Annotated in this window: 18 protein-coding genes and 1 pseudogene; 8 read left to right on the forward strand and 11 right to left on the reverse strand. The window is 72.9% G+C overall.

Annotated features, from left to right (window positions below; translation table 11 throughout):
- Positions 1-22 precede the first annotated feature (22 nt).
- The 5 genes from ACFQMF_RS06775 to ACFQMF_RS06795 form a co-directional block, all read right to left on the reverse strand.
- Positions 23-340: a CGCGG family putative rSAM-modified RiPP protein gene (locus tag ACFQMF_RS06775; protein WP_256409379.1), complete on the reverse strand. Its 318-nt coding sequence runs from the start codon at positions 338-340 to the stop codon at positions 23-25.
- Between the two features lie 18 nt (positions 341-358).
- Positions 359-1,027, reverse strand: coding sequence for a helix-turn-helix domain-containing protein (locus tag ACFQMF_RS06780; protein ID WP_256409380.1), 669 nt, complete (start codon positions 1,025-1,027; stop codon positions 359-361).
- 206 nt (positions 1,028-1,233) lie between these two features.
- On the reverse strand, positions 1,234-1,455 hold the full coding sequence (locus ACFQMF_RS06785; protein ID WP_256409381.1) for a DUF2249 domain-containing protein: 222 nt from the start codon (positions 1,453-1,455) through the stop codon (positions 1,234-1,236).
- 104 nt (positions 1,456-1,559) lie between these two features.
- Positions 1,560-2,087 carry a hypothetical protein gene (locus ACFQMF_RS06790; protein WP_256409382.1) on the reverse strand — a complete coding sequence of 176 codons (528 nt, stop codon included), beginning with the start codon at positions 2,085-2,087 and terminating at the stop codon, positions 1,560-1,562.
- Entirely contained in the window at positions 2,084-2,377 is a 294-nt protein-coding gene (locus ACFQMF_RS06795; RefSeq protein WP_256409383.1) for a DUF2249 domain-containing protein, read from the reverse strand. Before ACFQMF_RS06795 ends, ACFQMF_RS06790 begins: the two co-directional genes overlap by 4 nt.
- 135 nt (positions 2,378-2,512) lie before the next feature.
- Between ACFQMF_RS06795 and ACFQMF_RS06800 the strand changes: the two genes are divergently transcribed.
- Together ACFQMF_RS06800 and ACFQMF_RS06805 are read left to right on the forward strand one after the other, a co-directional pair.
- Complete coding sequence (locus ACFQMF_RS06800; RefSeq protein ID WP_256409384.1) at positions 2,513-3,922, forward strand: hypothetical protein; 1,410 nt, start codon at positions 2,513-2,515, stop codon at positions 3,920-3,922.
- A gap of 154 nt (positions 3,923-4,076) precedes the next feature.
- Positions 4,077-4,550 (forward strand): DUF4385 family protein, encoded by a 474-nt coding sequence (locus ACFQMF_RS06805; protein ID WP_256409385.1) that lies wholly within the window; start codon positions 4,077-4,079, stop codon positions 4,548-4,550.
- Positions 4,551-4,632: 82 nt separating this feature from the next.
- On the opposite strand, the gene ACFQMF_RS06810 is transcribed toward ACFQMF_RS06805, so the two are convergent.
- The gene (locus ACFQMF_RS06810) at positions 4,633-5,505 is read right to left on the reverse strand and encodes a helix-turn-helix domain-containing protein (protein WP_256409386.1); all 873 of its coding nucleotides are present in this window, start codon (positions 5,503-5,505) and stop codon (positions 4,633-4,635) included.
- 165 nt (positions 5,506-5,670) lie between these two features.
- Between ACFQMF_RS06810 and ACFQMF_RS06815 the strand changes: the two genes are divergently transcribed.
- On the forward strand, positions 5,671-6,468 hold the full coding sequence (locus tag ACFQMF_RS06815) for an aldo/keto reductase (RefSeq protein ID WP_256409387.1): 798 nt from the start codon (positions 5,671-5,673) through the stop codon (positions 6,466-6,468).
- Between the two features lie 68 nt (positions 6,469-6,536).
- Here the strand turns inward: ACFQMF_RS06815 and ACFQMF_RS06820 are convergent, their stop codons facing one another.
- Positions 6,537-7,559, reverse strand: a complete 1,023-nt coding sequence (locus ACFQMF_RS06820) for a phosphotransferase family protein (RefSeq protein WP_256409388.1) — start codon at positions 7,557-7,559, stop codon at positions 6,537-6,539.
- A gap of 145 nt (positions 7,560-7,704) precedes the next feature.
- Between ACFQMF_RS06820 and ACFQMF_RS06825 the strand changes: the two are divergent.
- Both ACFQMF_RS06825 and ACFQMF_RS06830 read left to right on the forward strand, forming a co-directional pair.
- Positions 7,705-9,807 (forward strand): annotated as a pseudogene (locus ACFQMF_RS06825) (hypothetical protein).
- A 78-nt stretch (positions 9,808-9,885) separates the two neighbouring features.
- Entirely contained in the window at positions 9,886-10,035 is a 150-nt protein-coding gene (locus ACFQMF_RS06830; RefSeq protein ID WP_256409389.1) for a DUF7557 family protein, read from the forward strand.
- A gap of 33 nt (positions 10,036-10,068) precedes the next feature.
- Here ACFQMF_RS06830 and ACFQMF_RS06835 read toward each other — a convergent pair whose 3' ends face one another.
- Positions 10,069-10,533 (reverse strand): DUF5799 family protein, encoded by a 465-nt coding sequence (locus tag ACFQMF_RS06835; protein ID WP_256409390.1) that lies wholly within the window; start codon positions 10,531-10,533, stop codon positions 10,069-10,071.
- Positions 10,534-10,647: 114 nt separating this feature from the next.
- Between ACFQMF_RS06835 and ACFQMF_RS06840 the strand changes: the two genes are divergently transcribed.
- Positions 10,648-11,058 (forward strand): halocyanin domain-containing protein, encoded by a 411-nt coding sequence (locus ACFQMF_RS06840; protein WP_256409391.1) that lies wholly within the window; start codon positions 10,648-10,650, stop codon positions 11,056-11,058.
- A gap of 29 nt (positions 11,059-11,087) precedes the next feature.
- Here ACFQMF_RS06840 and ACFQMF_RS06845 read toward each other — a convergent pair whose 3' ends face one another.
- Together ACFQMF_RS06845 and ACFQMF_RS06850 are read right to left on the reverse strand one after the other, a co-directional pair.
- Positions 11,088-12,191, reverse strand: coding sequence for a mandelate racemase/muconate lactonizing enzyme family protein (locus ACFQMF_RS06845; protein WP_256409392.1), 1,104 nt, complete (start codon positions 12,189-12,191; stop codon positions 11,088-11,090).
- 2 nt (positions 12,192-12,193) lie between these two features.
- Positions 12,194-13,123: a 1,4-dihydroxy-2-naphthoate polyprenyltransferase gene (locus ACFQMF_RS06850; protein WP_256409393.1), complete on the reverse strand. Its 930-nt coding sequence runs from the start codon at positions 13,121-13,123 to the stop codon at positions 12,194-12,196.
- Positions 13,124-13,278: 155 nt separating this feature from the next.
- On the opposite strand from ACFQMF_RS06850, the gene ACFQMF_RS06855 reads away from it, so the two are divergent.
- Positions 13,279-13,821: a carboxymuconolactone decarboxylase family protein gene (locus ACFQMF_RS06855; protein ID WP_256409394.1), complete on the forward strand. Its 543-nt coding sequence runs from the start codon at positions 13,279-13,281 to the stop codon at positions 13,819-13,821.
- 85 nt (positions 13,822-13,906) lie between these two features.
- A complete protein-coding gene (locus tag ACFQMF_RS06860) occupies positions 13,907-14,236 on the forward strand; it encodes a DUF7111 family protein (RefSeq protein WP_256409395.1) in 330 nt (109 codons plus the stop codon).
- Positions 14,237-14,631: 395 nt separating this feature from the next.
- Here the strand turns inward: ACFQMF_RS06860 and ACFQMF_RS06865 are convergent, their stop codons facing one another.
- Positions 14,632-15,138 carry a DUF5797 family protein gene (locus tag ACFQMF_RS06865; protein ID WP_256409396.1) on the reverse strand — a complete coding sequence of 169 codons (507 nt, stop codon included), beginning with the start codon at positions 15,136-15,138 and terminating at the stop codon, positions 14,632-14,634.
- Positions 15,139-15,176: the final 38 nt, after the last annotated feature.

Here is a 15,176-nt window from a genome sequence, read left to right on the forward strand (position 1 = left end):
GCGGACGCCGGGTGCCACCCTCTCAGGGCACGTCCACGCGGGTAACGTGACCGCCGCACCCGCACCGCTCGACGTACTCCGGGTCGAGGCCGTCGCGCTCCTCGCGGAGCGCGTCGTAGAGGAACTCCTTTGGGTGACCGAGGTCGCCGTGGGTGACGAGGTTGACGTGGTTCCCGGAGGCCGTGTGGTCGACCGCCGCCAGCGCGTCGCGGACCGCCAGCTCCGGGTCGTCGGCGTACTTCGGCTCCTCCAAGTTCGCCGACCAGGAGTTGTCGTGGACCCGGTCGGTGATCGGTTCGGCGGTCTCGTCGTGGTCGTGGTCGTCGGTAGTGGATGTCATTGGAACGGTCGCTCGCGATCAGTGGTCGGCGGCCGCGATCTCGGCGCCGACGGGTCGGCTGGGGAGCTCGTCGACGAACTCCCGGACCACCGTCCGCTCGACGCGCTGAAGCGTCTCGCTGCACGTCGACTTCGCGATCCCGACGTGCTCCGCGACCTCCGTCAGAGTGGCCTCCCGCGGGACGTCGTAGTAGCCGAGGTCGACGGCCGCGAGCAGGAGCTCGCGCTGTCGGTCCGTCAGCAGGCGGGCGGGGTCGACGCGCTGGCGCACGCGCTCGACCTCGAACGAGAGGCCGAGCTCGCTCAGCCGGCGGCCCATCTCGGCGACGCGCTCGTGTTCGCCGGTGACCTCGACCTCCGCCACCCCGTCCTCGATGTCGAGCGGCATCTCGATCGGGAGGCCGGAGCGCTTCGCGGCCAGCAGCAGCAGCGGCGCGTCCGTCTCGATCCGGACCGTGGCGACGCCCTCCTCCCGCGCCATCACCGACACGGAGGTCAGCGCGTCGTGCGACCCCATCGCCGACAGCACCGCGTCGACGTCGCGGGCGGTGACCCTGACGAGGGCGAAGCCGGCCTCCTCGCCGGGGACCGCGGTGAGCACGCGGAACCCCGCGTCAGGGAACTCGCGCGAGACGTCGGCTATCCACGGGCCGTCGGGAAGGTCGACGAGGAGTCGTGCTTGTGGCATCGGTGGGTGGTCGGGGTGCGGTCGTCGTCGGTTCCGCCGTCCGGCGAGGTCCGCTCGCTGGTCGAGCGCGCGTCGGGTTACGCGTCTCGACGTAGGAGAGTAGGGGGAATACCTTCGGCGAGGATTCTCGGACACCGGGGTCGCGAGCCGAACTGTTCGGCTCGGGGTATAAAAAGGGCCGCGACGGCGGTCGCGGTCGCCGCCGCTCAGACGCGCTCGATCGTGACGTGCCACTCGTCGTCGTCGACCCGCTCGGTCTCGTGTTCGAAGCCGCGGTCCGCCAGCACGTCGTACAGCGGGACCGGCTCGAAGTCGTTCACGAGCCGCAGCCGTTCGTCCGGGCCGAGCTCGTCGAGCGCGTCGCTGATGACCGGGAACGGCGGAGCGTCGCGCTCGCGCACGTCGAGGACCGATTCGGCGTCGCTCATGCCCGGACGTGCGCCGCGGTCCGACATGGGCGTTCGCGGGAACATGTTCGACGCCGCTCGCGCTCGCCCCCCCTCTGACCGGTCGGTCGCGGACGGGAGCGCGGTCAGAAGGGACTCGTCGGACCGCTCGCGCCGGCGGCGTCCGACCCGTCCGTTCCGTCGCCGGCGGGCGGCTCGCCGCCGGACGCCATCCGTGCGAGCCGGTCGTTGACCGCCTCGCTCCCGTTGAGCGAGGGGTCGACGCGGACCCGGACCAGGTCGTAGCCGTGGTCGCCGACGGCGTCGAACGCGCGGAAGGCGCCCACCGCCAGCGGCTCCGCCTGCGGACAGAACCGCGTCGTCGGCGTGAACTCGGCGCGGAGCGTCGTCGGGTCGTCCGCCTCCTCGGCGTAGCGGAAGCCGGCGTCGGGGTGTCGCGGGTCGAGGTTGAGCCGGGCGAGGTTGTAGCCGAACGTGGCATCGTACACGCCGTACTCCTCGAAGGCGTCCCTCGCGTGTCGGTGAACGGCGACGTGGTCCTCGCCGGCGAGGACGTCGTGGTCCGTCAGGAACGCGCCCGGCTCCGGGACGTGCTCCGGCACGAACTCGTCCGGGTCGTCGAACTCGGGCTCGGAGCCGCCGAGGAGGCTCATCGGTCTCCCTCCGCCGTTCCATCGCCGTCCGCGGCCCAGATCGCCGTGACGACGCCGTCGTCCGTCTCGACCGTCTCGTACGCGTAGCCGCGGTCGTCGAGCTTCGGGAACAGGAACCGCGGGACCCGGTCGTTGCGCTGGACCAGCACGGTCTCGTCCGACAGGTCGGCGAGCAGTTCGAGCGTCCGCCGAAGCGGCTCCGGCGGGCCGAGGTCGGCGACGTCGAGGCTCTCGGTCGGCCGGTCCGCCGGCGCGTCCGTGGCTTCGAGGACCGATGTCTCCCGTGGCATGGGTCGGAGTTCGTCCTCCACGCGCCCGTCGTTTACCCCGAACCTGTTCGGGGGTTCGGCCGGGAGGGGGGGAGGCGACTACCCCCGAACAGGTTCGGGGACGCGAACAGGGGCCCGCGGGCCGTACGCGATCGCATGCGAGGCGTCCCCGGCGATCTCACGACCTCGACGCGTCCGCCCACCACGATCCCGCTCCGCCACTTCCTCGTCGGGCTGGCGTTCCTCGCCGCCGGCGGAGCGCTCGCGCTCTCGCGCGTCGCGGGCGTGCCGGGCGCGGGAGCGCCCCTCGGCGGGATCGCCGTCGCGCACCTGCTGCTCGTCGGGTGGGTGTGCCTCACGATCCTCGGCGCGATGACCCAGTTCGTTCCCGTCTGGTCCGGCGTCGAGCTCCACTCCGAGCGGCTGGCGACGCTCCAGCTCGTCGCCGTCGCGGTCGGCGTCGGCGGCTTCGCCGGCGGGCTCCGGGTCGGACGGCCGGCGGACGCGGCGCTGTTCGCGGGCCTCATCGTCCTCGGATTCGCCGTCTTCGTCTACAACCTCGCCCGGACGCTGTGGCGCGCCCGCCCCCTCGACGTCACGGAGGGGCACTTCGCGTTCGCGCTCGGCTTCCTCGCGCTCGCGGCGGTCCTCGGCGGGAGCCTCGCCGCCGACTACCGCTGGGGCGTGCTCGCCCCGCTCGGGCTCTCGCGAATCGCGGTCGTCGACGCGCACGTCACGCTCGCGGTCCTCGGCGCCGTCCTCGCGACCGTCTTCGGCGCCCTGTACCAGCTCGGTCCGATGTTCACCCAGACCGACTCGCTCCCGGTCGAGGAGCGGCTCGCGCGCGTCGAGACCGCGGCGTATCCGGTCGGCGTGACCCTGCTCGCCGGCGGGCGGCTGTTCCGGGTCGCGCCCCTCGCCGCCCTCGGCGGGCTGCTCGCCGCGGGCGGCGCGGCGGCCGCCGGGGGAGTCCTCCTCCGGCGGCTCCGCGACGCGACCGCGCCGGCGACCCCGATGCTCCCGCGGTACGCGGTCGTCGCCGTCGCGACGCTCGCGTGGAGCGCGACGGCGGCCGCGACGTGGGTCGTCGACCCCTTCGGTCCGGCGGTCCGGTTCGGCCACCCCGGGGTCGGGCCCGTCCTGCTCGGCGCGCTCGTCGGCTTCGTCGTCGTCGGGAGCCTCTACCACGTCGTCCCGTTCATCGTCTGGCTCGACCGGTACGCCGACCGGGTCGGGCTGGAGCGCGTGCCCGCGATCGACGACCTCTACGACGCCCGCGTCGCGACCGCCGACCTCGCCGCGACCGTCCTCGGCGCCGCCCTCCTGCTCGCGGCCGCGCTCTCCCCCGCGCTCGCCTCGGTCGGGCCGGGCACCGGGCTCTCCGCCGGCGTCGTTCGGCCCCTCGGCGGCGCGCTCGTCGTCGCCGGCGCGCTGCTGTTCGCCGCCAACGCGGTCGCCACCGTCGTCCGACACGGCGGCCCCGAGCTGCTCGGCGGGGGCGCGGCCGAGTCGGGGCCGACGGCGAACGCGGACCCCTCCGACGGTCCCGACGGCCCCGGCGGCTGAACGCGACCGGGAGCGGTCTCCGCCTCTTTTTTCCTCTCTCCACCTCTCTTTTCCTCTCTTCTCCTCTCTCCACCTCTCTTCTCCTCCCCTCTCGCCTCCTCCGCCACCGAGCCGCGCCGAAACGCCCATTCGGAGTCGGGCCGAAGCGGGGGCGATGGCCGACCCCGTGCGCGGCGACGTCCCCGAGGTCGAGGACGGCCCCGAGTACGACCTCGACTTCCGGGAACACCCCGAGCGCTACCGACACACGGACGACGAGCGCGGCGCGTTCAAGATCGAGCCGTACAAGAGCGAGCTCCTCCCGCTGTGGGGGATCGCGACGCGGTCCGACGCCGAGGAGGGCGCGGCGGCGATCCACGACCGGTACCGCGAGTACCGCGAGGACGGCGACCTCGTCGGGATGGACATGGCGCGCAAGTACCTGCAGATGGGCTGGACGCGAGCGATGCGCTACGCGAAGTACCCCGGCGGACGGAAGTACGAGACGGACGAGGGCGAGCGCGTCGAGCGCGAGCCGCGGGAGTGGCACGACGAGGAGAAGCGCGAGATCGCGCTCGTCTACAGGCGGTACCTCGATCGGGTCCGGGAGGACGACGCGTACGAGCGCGCCGTCGACCGGCTCCGGTAGCCAGGTTCCGTCGCGCGGAACGCGACCCGCCTCGCGCGTAGCGCGACCGCGGCGACGCCCGCCGCGAACGCGGCCCGTTCCGTCAGGCGCCGTCCCCGAACGTCTGCGAGAAGAGCGCCGCCGTCACGGTCCGGAGGTGTTCCGACACCGTGGACTTCGCGAGGTCGAACTCGGCCGCGACGTCGGCGGCGGAGGCGCCGCCAGCCTCGAAGTACCCCTTCTCTGCGGCGACCGTCGCGACCTCGGCCTGCCTGTCGGTCACGCCGGCGAGGTCGACGGGGACCACGTCGCCGCCGAACTCCCCCGCTTCGCCCCCGCGGTCGACGCAGAGCCGCCGGAGCTCCACGCCGAGCCCGGCGGCCTCGCACTCGTCGACGATCGCCCGCAGCTCCTCGTGGCCGGTCAGGACGAAGGAGAGCCGGAGCTCTCCGTCCTCCATCGCCGTCCGACGCGGCGAGACGGGGAAGTTCTCGAACGCCGCCGGGAGCCCGCCGCAGGAACACCCCACGCAGGCCGCGTCGCTCTCGGTCGGCGGCGAGGGGTCGACGGCGTCGGCGCTCGGTTCGGTCCCCGGCGCGTCCGTCGGATCGCCGGCCTCGGCCGCGCCCATCACGACGCCGCCGTCGGTGGCCGCGTCGTCAGCTGCGCGGCCACCGTCCGTGCCCGCGTCGTCGACTGCGCGGCCACCGTCCGTGCCCGCGTCGTCAGCTGCGCGGCCACCATCGGTCGCCGGGCGTCCGCACTCGATCTCGTATCGCCCGTGCGCCCGGCCGCCGAACTCGACGAGGTCGAGTCCGGTCGGCGGGTCGTCCGGCGGGTCGTCGGCGACGAACTCGACCCGGTCGTCCGCCGCGTCGACGCGCAGGTCCTCCACCGCGGTGCTCGACGAGAGCGCGGCCACGGGACAGCGGTCGCAGGCGGAGACGGAGAGCTCGACGTGGATCCCGTCGGTCATGGGCGAACGTAGCATCCCCGCGATTCATATAACGCGGAGCGGTTTCCAAGGCGGTGGGAAGGCCGTCGAGCGCCCGTCACCGCGCGCTCCGCGGCCGTTCGCCGGAATCCCGCGATCCGTTCCGGTGAGCGCGCCCTTTTGACGTCCGGGCCGGAACCGGACGGTATGCCGCCGCTGGAACTGCCGCTCGGGCTCGGCACGTCCGGGCTCGACGACCCCGACGAGTGCACCGCCACCGTGACCGCCGCCCTGGAGGCCGGCTACCGCCACGTCGACACCGCGCAGATGTACGACAACGAGGCCGCGGTCGGCGAGGGGATCGCCGCCGCCGACGTCGACCGCGACGACGTCGTCGTCGCCACGAAGGTCCACCCGGAGAACCTCGCGCCCGAGGACGTCCGCGAGACGGCCCGCGAGAGCCTCGACCGGCTCGGGCTCGACCGCGTCGACCTGCTGTACGTCCACTGGCCCACTCGCGCGTACGACGCGGAGACGACCCTGCCGGTCTTCGACGAGCTGCGCGACGCGGGGCTCACGGACCACGTCGGCGTCTCGAACTTCACGCCGGAGCTGCTCCGCGAGGCCCGCGGGATCCTCGACGCGCCGATCGCCGCGCATCAGGTGGAGTGTCACCCCAGGTTCCAACAGCGAGAGCTCCGCGACCTCGCCGCCGAGTTCGACCACCGCCTCGTCGGCTACTCGCCGCTGGCCCGCGGCGACCTCTTCGACGACGAGGAGTTCAGAGGCGTCGCCGAGCGGGCCGACCGCTCGCCGGCCGTCCTCGCGCTCGCGTGGGCGCTCGCTCGCGGCGTCGCGCCGATTCCGAAGGCGACGGGCGACCACGTCGGCGAGAACCTCGGCGCGGTCGACGCCGACGTCGAGCCCGCCGTTCTCGACGAGGTCGACGCGTTGGCCCCGGGCGACCGTCGCATCGATCCCGACGACGCGGCGTGGAGCCGCTGAGAGGCGCTCGACCGTTTCTCACCGACCGCAGACCGTCGATCTCAACCACCGGGCGCAGACCGCCGACCTCAGACCGCCGCCAGCCGCGCCGCCAGCTCAGCCTCCGCGCGGTCGACGAGGTCGGCCGTCGGCTCGCCGAGGTAGGTCGTCCACTGGTCGATGAACCCCGAGCGTCCGAGCATCCTGACGACCTCGTATATCGGGCGTCGCTCCTCAAACCCCGGCGGGAGCCCGCCGGCGCGCTCTGCGTAGCCCGCGCGTAGCGCCGCCGCGTAGCGCTCGGGTCCCCGCTCGTCGAACCCGCTGAGGAGCTGGTCCTCCGCCCTGACGAGGTCGCGGGCGGGGTCGCCGACGTGGGCGAGCTCCCAGTCGATCGGGACGATCCCGTCGGTCGTGCCCGCCCCGTCGGCCCCGCCGCGACCGTTCCCGCCGTCGGCGACGAACAGGTTCGGCATCGCGACGTCGCCGTGGAGGAGCGCGGCGGGGGCGTCGCGGAGGCGGTCGCGGTTCGCCTCGATACAGTCGATCGCGGCGTCGTAGTGGTGTGCGAGCCGCTCCGACGTGCCGATCCGGCGGGTTCGCTCGACCGTCCGCAAGAGCACGTCGGGCCACGGCGCGCGGTCGAGGTTGAGCCCGCCGCGCCCGTCGCCCCCGGCGATCTCCCCGTGCGCCTCGAACCGCTCGGCGTGGAGCGTCGCCAGCGTCGCGCCGACGCGGCGGAGGAGCGCCGCTCGGTCCGCCTCCCCGTCTCCTCCGCTCCGGCCGCCGAGCTCCTCCCACGCGCCGCGGAGCTCGCGGCCCGGCGCGGGGGCCGTGACGAGGTAGGGCGCGGCCGCGTCGGGGTCGGCGGCGAGCACCTCGGGAACCGTGAGTGGCCGCTCGGCGGCCACGTGCCGCAGCACCGCCAGCTCGCGGGCGATCCGGGCGCCGTCGCCGTCGACCGCGACCTTGCAGAACGCCCGACCGCCGTCCGCGAAGGCGACGCCGACCGTCTCGTTGCCGCCGTTCCACGAGGGGCCGACGTCGGTCAGGCGCTCGACCGACCGCTCCGGGAACGCCTCGCGGAGCGCCGCCGCCGCGGTCTCGTCCATGCGGGCTCGTCGCGTCCGACGGCTGTAAAGGCTGCTGTCACGGCTGTTAGCACGAGACGGAGAACGCGTCTTTCACGGCCGAGAAACGGCAAATAGGGGACATCTACCGACAGCCTCATACCTGTTGGTGATACATCAGTTAGCCGTGAGAGACGACGCGTTCGGGGGGCGAGTGGGATTCGAGGTCGACGGGGAGACGCTCCGCGTCCGCGACGAACTGGAGGGCGCGGAACTCCGGCTGGTGCTGGACCGCGAGGTCGACCCGCAGTCCGCGCTCACGGAACTGTTCCCGTTCCCGGTCGACGACGCGGTCAGCTTCGAAGCCAGTTCCTTCTCCGTGCCCGACTACTCGTCGGTGAGAGTCCGGTCGGACGACGGCGAGTTCATCGCCCGCCTCGACGATCCGATGGAACTCCCTCGCGGGTCCTACTGCTTCGATGTGAGCGGCGCGACGAAGACGTTCGTCCGCGTCGTCGACGTCGGCCCGTCGACGACTGGTACGGTCGAATCGGGTCCCGTCGACGTCGAATTCGACCGGCCGGTCACCGTCTCCGTCGGTGCGCGCTCGCGCCATACGCGGCCGGAGGCGACGATCACCGTGCCGGACGACCCGACGGCGCTCGCGGAGGCGGTCTCGGTGCTCGGTTCGTCGATCAAGGAGTTCTCGCCCGAGCGCTCGTGGCCGACGCTCCGCGGGTACCCGCCGCGGATCGAGCGCGGCGACGAGCTTAGGATCCCGAGCCCGCTGACCCGGCCCGACACGGGGGTCGAGGTGGTCGTCCGCCCCGAGTACGCGGACGTCTACCGGCTCTCGACGCTCTCGTACTATCTCGGCGCGCGGATGGTCGTCGGCGACGCGCCCGCGGTCCGGCTCGACACCGGGTACGTCGAGCCCCTGCCGACCGACGGGGTCGCGCTCGAAGCGCGCGCCGAGGAGCTGCTCCGGACGTGGTTCTTCCTCGACACGCTCGCGCGGACGGACGGGTACGTCCCCTCCGATCGGTACGAGTACGAGCAGGTCGGCCCGGAGCTCCCCTTCTATCCCCCGAACCTCGCCGACCTGTCGATGAGCGAGCGCCTCATGGAGTACCTCGAGGTCGACCCGGAGACGGTGGCGCCGTACATGCCCGACTGGCCGACGGAGGCCGTGCTCCGTCCGGGGCCCGCCGGCGCCGAGCTACTGCCTCACCTCGCGCACGTGCTGGCTCCGGTCCGGGTTCGCGGTGCGGCGGAGCCCGACGACCCCGAGGCGCCGGCGGCGCTCGCCACGTCCCCGTGGCTCTCCCCGGCGAACGAGGTCCCGAGCCCGGACGACGACCCGCTCCCCGCCGGTACGTCGGTGTCGACCCCTGCGAGCTACGAGAATCGGCTCCAGCGCGAGACGACCGCACGCGGCGAGGTCCGAGTCGTCGCGCTGGTCGGTTCGCCGGACCGCGCGGCGACGGTCCGTCGCGCGCTCTCCGATCCGGCGGTCCCGGAGGGGGTGGGCGAGTGGACGGTGATCGACCGACCCGACGCGGCGACCGCCGCGGCCGTCCTCGCCGACCCCGAGACGGACATCGCGTAGTGCGGGCTCCCGGTCGGCGACGGGGCGGTCGTCGCGTCCGACGGCGCCGTCGCGCTCGGCGACCTCGACGACGCGCCGGCGCTGACGATTTTCGAGGGGACCGACGGGGTCCGGGAGGGCGTACGGGTCGTCGAAAACGGCGGCATGGGATCGATCGTCGCCGCGCAGTGTCTGGACCGTCGCTCGGTTCGGTCGCTGGTGGCGTTATTGGCCGCCTCGGTCCCGACAGATGCGAGTGTTTCCCTCTCCGGTATCTCTGACAAAACGGATGTTCGGTGTGTCTGCTGCCCGGCCGCGTCGGTTGCTTCCGACCAAATCCTCTCGAAGCACGCTGACTACTTTAACTCGCGGTCGCCGATGTCGTACCGCCTTCGCCGAAGGTCGATCCTGACGCAGTCTGGTCGAATCGGAACCGAGGTATCGCAGGTATTCGACGGCTCAAGTGACTTGTCCGAACTGGCCGGGACGGAGCGCACCGCTGCCTCAGAGTTCGATTCCTCGCAGATCCTGGCGCTCCTCCGCGAGGACGACTCCGTCGTCAGACTCGACGGGCGACTTCTGCTCCCTTGCGACGGTCTCACCGAGTCGGACATCGAGCGACTGGCCGAGCGGTCCCTCGCGGAGCGCGCGGACGACGAGACGGACCGGACCGACCGGACGGAGCAGCGGCGCGGCGAGTGAGCGAGTGAGCCGGGTCGGTCCGCGTCCGCGTCGAGGATCACCGAGGATTTTTACTCTCTACCCGACGAAGCGCCGCCCATGCCACAGGTTCACCTCGACGAGGAGACGGTCGAGCGCCTCGACGCGCTCCGCGTCGACGACGAGGAGTACGACGAGATCGTCAGCGAGCTGATCAACATCTACGAGGCCGAGGAGCTGACGCTGTTCCGCAGCGGCGACATGGACTGACCGGCGCCGCGCCCGCCGGCCGCGGTCGTCCGTCTATTCCTGATACGCGACCCTGACCTGCTCCCACTTCCCGGTGTCCTCCAGGTGCGCCTGCAGCTCGTCGGCGTACTCCTGGACGAGGCGTTCGGCGGCGTCGAGCTCCTCGTCCGACCCGCCGCCCCCGCCGCCGGAGCCGCCGAGCCCGAGCGCGCCCTTGATCGAGTCGACGAGGCCGCCGCCGCCGGAGCCGCCGGAGTCGCCGTCCCCTCCCGGCGCCCCGCCCATCGCGGCGACCTGCGACCGGACGTTCTCCAGCTCCGGCATGATCGCCGGGAGACTGGAGGTGTCGGCGACGATCCGGGCGTCGTCGGGATCGGCCGCGTTCTCGATCTCGAACTCGGTCGCGGTCATGATCAGGCCCCACTCCTGGCTGGAGAACCGCGAGGCCGCCACCCGGTCCGTGAACTGGTTGTCGACGGTCATCCGCTCGCCGACGATCGCGTCTGTCCACTCGCTCATACCGTGCCGTTCGGTCGCGGCCGTACAAGCCCCTTTCCCTCGTCGCCCTCGCGGCGCTACGCTCTTGAGGATCGCTCTCGGGGCCCTTTAGCTCGTCCGGGCCATATCACCGGTATGAACGCGCGAACGCGACGCGACCTGCTCGGGACCGTCGGCGCCGCCTCCGCCGCCGGGATCGCGGGCTGTACCGGCGCGCTCCTCCCCGGCGGCGACGAGGGCGAGACGGAGACGGTCGACCGGACCGGCGCGGAGACCGTCGCGGTCGCGGTCGGCGCGGACGGCGGGTTCTCGTTCGCGCCGGCGGCGGTCCGGGTCGGCGTCGGGACGACCGTCGTCTGGGAGTGGACCGGCGTCGGCGGGAGCCACAACGTCGTCGACCGGGGCGGCGCCTTCGACTCCGGGCTCGCGGCCGCCGAGGGCCACGCGTTCGAACGCGAGTTCGCCGAGCCGGGGACCTACGAGTACGTCTGCACGCCCCACCAGACGCGGGACATGGAGGGGACGATCGAGGTCGTCGAGCGGTAGTCGATCCGACGGCGAGTCTGCCCGGTCAGCTAAAAGAGCCCGTCGAACGCGTCGCCGGCGAGTCCGGGACCGTTCGGCACCGACGCCTCCCCGTCAGCGACCGGACACGGGTCCGGCGCGAGGTCGTCGGCGAGGAGCGAGGCGGTGGCGAGCCCGCAGGGGGCGACGTCGGGGACCGCGGCCGCGACGTGGACCGCGGCGGTCCGCGCGACGACGGCGTCGATCGTGGTGGTGATCACGGGCTCGACGCCCGCCGCCCGCGCCCGCTTCGCCGCCGCCAGCACGCGGTCCGGCCCGCCGAGCGCCATCGGCTTCAGCACGACGACGTCGGCCGCGTCGGCGGCGAGGACGGTGTCGAGGTCGCGCCGCGCCAGCGACTCGTCGAGCGCGATCGGGACCGCGGAGCCGCCGTCCTCGTCGTCGGCGTCGCGGTCTCGGTCGCCGCGGCCCTCCCGGAGCGCCGCCGAGCCGTCGAGGTCGTCGGCGGGGAGCGGCTGCTCGACGTACGCGAGGTCCAGCGGCGCGAGGCGGTCGACGGCCGCCCCGGCGGTCGCCCGGTCCCACGCGCCGTTCGCGTCGGCCCGGAGCGCGACCCCGTCGCCGACCGCCTCCCGGACCGCGCGCAGGCGCTCGACGTCGGCGTCGAGCGAGCGCGCGCCGACCTTCACCTTCACGCAGTCGAACCCGTCGTCGACGGCGCGCTCGACCGCGGCCGCGGTCGCTTCCGGGTCGCCGTCGCCGACCGTCGCGTTGACCGGGACCGACGCGGCCGGCGTCGGCAGGTCGCGCGCGGCCGAGAGGTGCGCGGCCAGCGACCGCCCCTCCCCACGCGCCGCGGCGTCCGCGAGCGCGAGCGCGAGCCCGTGTCGCGCCGCCGGCGTCTCGCCCGGGTCGATCCGATCGAGCGCGTCGGGGCGGAGACCGCCGTCGTCCGTCCCGACGCCCCGCAGGGCCGATTCGCACGCCGACGGCGACTCGGTCCAGCCGGGGAGCGGGGCGGCCTCGCCGACGCCCGGAGCCGGTACGCCGTCCTCTGTCCCGACACCGACCACGAATCCCTCGCGCTCCGTGATCTCCCCGCGTGCCGTACCGAGCGGCCTCGTCAGGCCGACGGAGAATGGGCGGAGTCGCACGGTCAGACCGCGAGGCCGACCGCGAACGCGACGGCGTACGCCGCGAGGAGCTTCCCGGTCGACTCCAGCGCGGGGTTGAGCGCGTCGCCGGCGGTCTCCGTCAGGACGGTGCGCGCGACGGCGGCCGCCAGCGGGAGCGTGACGAGCGGGAGCAGCACCGCGGGGCCGTCGCCCCGGGCGAGGAACCAGAAGGGCGTGAGGTAGGCGAGCGCGAGGAGCCCGACGTACTGGGCGCGCGAGAACCGGTAGCCGAACCGGACCGCGAGGGTGCGCTTCCCGGTCGCCGCGTCCTCCTCGCGGTCGCGGACGTTGTTGACGACGAGGATGTTCGTCGAGAGCGCGGCGATCGGGAGGCTGGCGACGACGGCCGCGAGGGTGACCGTGCCCTCTGGGATCCACAGCGGGAACGACTCGCCGACGAGGGCGGCCGCCTGCACGTAGTAGGTGCCGGTGACGGCGATCACGCCGAAGAAGAGGAAGACGAACAGGTCGCCGAGCCCGTGGTAGCCGAGCGGGTACGGCCCCCCGGTGTAGGCGATCCCCGCGGCGACGGACGCCAGGCCGATCGCGAGGATCGGGACGCCCCCCACGTAGACGAGGTACGTGCCGACGAGGATCGCGGCCGCGAACGTCAGCCACATCGCCCGCTTCACCTCGGCCGGCTCGATGAGGCCGCTGGCGACGACGCGGGTGAACCCCTCGCGGTCGTCCGTGTCGGCGCCCTGGATCGCGTCGTAGTAGTCGTTCGCGAAGTTGGTACCGACCTGGATCAGCGCCGCGCCGACGAACGCCGCGAGCGCCGGGAGCGGGGCGAACGCGCCGGTCCGGAGCGCGAGCCCGACGCCGACGATCACCGGCGCGGCCGCCGCGGGCAGCGTCTGCGGCCGCGCGGCGATCACCCACGCCCGCCGCCGCGACACCTCGGTGCTCATTGGCGGCGATAGGCGCGTCGCGTCCCTTAACCTTGCCTTCCCGGACCGGTCCGCGTTCCGGATCGACCCCCTTCCGAATCGATCCGCTTCCGAGTCGATCCGGCGGAGCCGTCCGCGACACCCACAGCTATCCCGACCGACGACGACTCCCCCACATGGCCCGCGTTCCATACGCCGACGCGTCGGACGTGCCCGCGGAGTACGAGGAGCTGCTGGAGTCGTCGCTTCAGGGGAAGCCGCTCAACGTCTACCGGTCGCTCGGCAACAATCCCGAGGTGCTCGCCGGGCTGCGCTCGTTCCTGAGCTCGCTGTGGACGGACAGCGGGCTCTCGGAGCGCGACCGCGAGCTCGTCATCCTCGCCGCCGCGAGCGAGACGCGCAACCGCTACGAGTGGCACCAGCACGTCAACATCGCCCGCGACGTCGGGATCGACGACGAGGTCATCGCCGGGATCGGCACCGGTGACCTGTCACCCCTCGACGGCGACGAGACGACGCTCGTCGAGTACGCCGTCGCGGTCGTCCGCCGCGAGGTCGACGCGGTCGCTCACGAGGAGACCGCCGCCCGCTACGACGACGAGACGGTCGTCGGCATCGCGGCGCTCGCGCAGGGGTACGCCGGACTCGGGGGCATGATCGACGCGTTCGACCTCGAACTGGAGGACGGCGACGAATTCCACGGCTGGGACCCGCGGTAAGGCGAGACGACGGATCCCCGCCTCCGCCCCAGTCACCGCCCTCGACGACCGACAGATACGACAGGCACCGGTCCCTACCCGGAGTATGAGCGATACGACGCCCGGCGGGGAGACCGGGGCGGAGTCGACCGAGGGCGAGACCGAGTCCACCGAGGCCGAGGCGAACGGGATCGCGGCGCGATACGAGGTGGCCGACGGCGAGCGGCGCCTCACGTTCTCGACCGGGGGCGGCGAGGCCACCGTCGCACAGAACGTCGAGGGGTACGCGATGCTGAAGGTCCGACCCGGGCCGGCCGGCGACGAGCTGGAGCGCTACTACGGGTTCGACATGGCGCTCGACCACGCCGCGGAGCTGCTCGGCGTCGCCGTCAACGACCTCCCGGTCCCCGACGCCGCCGCCGACATGGGGATGTGACCGCGGCTGGCTACGACTACATATAGATAGAGTGCGGTGGCGTGCGCCTGCGAGCGCCCGATAGGGCGCGAGCAGCCCGCACGAGGGAGTCGGTCGTCCGGAGCAACGCGGAGGACGACCGACGAGGCTGGGGAGGCGTGAGGTGCGGTGCGTGCGGGGTGGGATTCAAAGGGGCAGTCGCGAGGGCGGCGCAGGCGACGTAAGCACCGCAGCGAAGGAGCGCTAGCGACTGAGCGAGGAGCGCAACGAGCGTGCGCCGCCCTCGCGGCTGGGGCTTTGGAGGGCTTCACCGTCGATCAGCTGTCGATAATTTATAAATGATTGGCTGGGCCTTCGGAGACGCGTCTGAATCGTCCAGCGTCGACTATTTGTAAATATAAACCCCAGTCGATCGCTTATTCGCTCACTTCGACCGTGATCTCGTCGCGTTCGACGGCGAGCTTGAACGTGGGGACGGTCCGGTAGACGACCTCGACGACGTTCTTGCGTTCGAGGGTCCGGAGCGCGCGCCGCACCTCGTCGACCTCGGGGTCGACGTCGTACGCCTCGCGGACCGCGTTGAGCACGCTGACGACCGACTGCGAGCGCTCGTCGGGGCCGGCCACGACCTCGAACACCTGCGCGACCAGCTCCGGGACGCGGATCGTCTCCGGCGCGCCGCCCTTCGCGACCGCGTCGGCCTCGATCCCGGGCTCGACGTCGACGAGGTCGTTCGCCTCCGCCGTCGACCGGATCAGGCTGTCGTCGTCGCGGTAGTAATACTCCTTCAGGTGGTTCTGCAGGTACTGGTGCACCTCGCTGCCGCTGTCGAGCCCCCACGCGTCCTGCAGCTCGCCGTTCTTCGTCGGCTGGAGCCGGACGACGTCGGCGAGCCGGCTCCGCTCCTCGTCGGTCAGCGCCATACCTCCCCGTTCACCGGGGCGGGTATGGACGTTCCGGA

The organism is Halorubrum rutilum, assembly GCF_042665015.1.
GTDB classification, from domain to species: domain Archaea; phylum Halobacteriota; class Halobacteria; order Halobacteriales; family Haloferacaceae; genus Halorubrum; species Halorubrum rutilum.

Coding starts and splice junctions, on each gene's coding strand:
- ACFQMF_RS06780 (WP_256409380.1), bottom strand. CDS start 1,027: ATGCCACAAGCACGACTCCTCGTCGACCTTCCCGACGGCCCGTGGATA.
- ACFQMF_RS06830 (WP_256409389.1), top strand. CDS start 9,886: ATGCCACAGGTTCACCTCGACGAGGAGACGGTCGAGCGCCTCGACGCG.
- ACFQMF_RS06850 (WP_256409393.1), bottom strand. CDS start 13,123: ATGAGCACCGAGGTGTCGCGGCGGCGGGCGTGGGTGATCGCCGCGCGG.
- ACFQMF_RS06795 (WP_256409383.1), bottom strand. CDS start 2,377: ATGCCACGGGAGACATCGGTCCTCGAAGCCACGGACGCGCCGGCGGAC.
- ACFQMF_RS06810 (WP_256409386.1), bottom strand. CDS start 5,505: ATGACCGACGGGATCCACGTCGAGCTCTCCGTCTCCGCCTGCGACCGC.
- ACFQMF_RS06815 (WP_256409387.1), top strand. CDS start 5,671: ATGCCGCCGCTGGAACTGCCGCTCGGGCTCGGCACGTCCGGGCTCGAC.
- ACFQMF_RS06790 (WP_256409382.1), bottom strand. CDS start 2,087: ATGAGCCTCCTCGGCGGCTCCGAGCCCGAGTTCGACGACCCGGACGAG.
- ACFQMF_RS06840 (WP_256409391.1), top strand. CDS start 10,648: ATGAACGCGCGAACGCGACGCGACCTGCTCGGGACCGTCGGCGCCGCC.
- ACFQMF_RS06835 (WP_256409390.1), bottom strand. CDS start 10,533: ATGAGCGAGTGGACAGACGCGATCGTCGGCGAGCGGATGACCGTCGAC.
- ACFQMF_RS06775 (WP_256409379.1), bottom strand. CDS start 340: ATGACATCCACTACCGACGACCACGACCACGACGAGACCGCCGAACCG.
- ACFQMF_RS06865 (WP_256409396.1), bottom strand. CDS start 15,138: ATGGCGCTGACCGACGAGGAGCGGAGCCGGCTCGCCGACGTCGTCCGG.
- ACFQMF_RS06855 (WP_256409394.1), top strand. CDS start 13,279: ATGGCCCGCGTTCCATACGCCGACGCGTCGGACGTGCCCGCGGAGTAC.
- ACFQMF_RS06805 (WP_256409385.1), top strand. CDS start 4,077: ATGGCCGACCCCGTGCGCGGCGACGTCCCCGAGGTCGAGGACGGCCCC.
- ACFQMF_RS06860 (WP_256409395.1), top strand. CDS start 13,907: ATGAGCGATACGACGCCCGGCGGGGAGACCGGGGCGGAGTCGACCGAG.
- ACFQMF_RS06785 (WP_256409381.1), bottom strand. CDS start 1,455: ATGAGCGACGCCGAATCGGTCCTCGACGTGCGCGAGCGCGACGCTCCG.
- ACFQMF_RS06820 (WP_256409388.1), bottom strand. CDS start 7,559: ATGGACGAGACCGCGGCGGCGGCGCTCCGCGAGGCGTTCCCGGAGCGG.
- ACFQMF_RS06800 (WP_256409384.1), top strand. CDS start 2,513: ATGCGAGGCGTCCCCGGCGATCTCACGACCTCGACGCGTCCGCCCACC.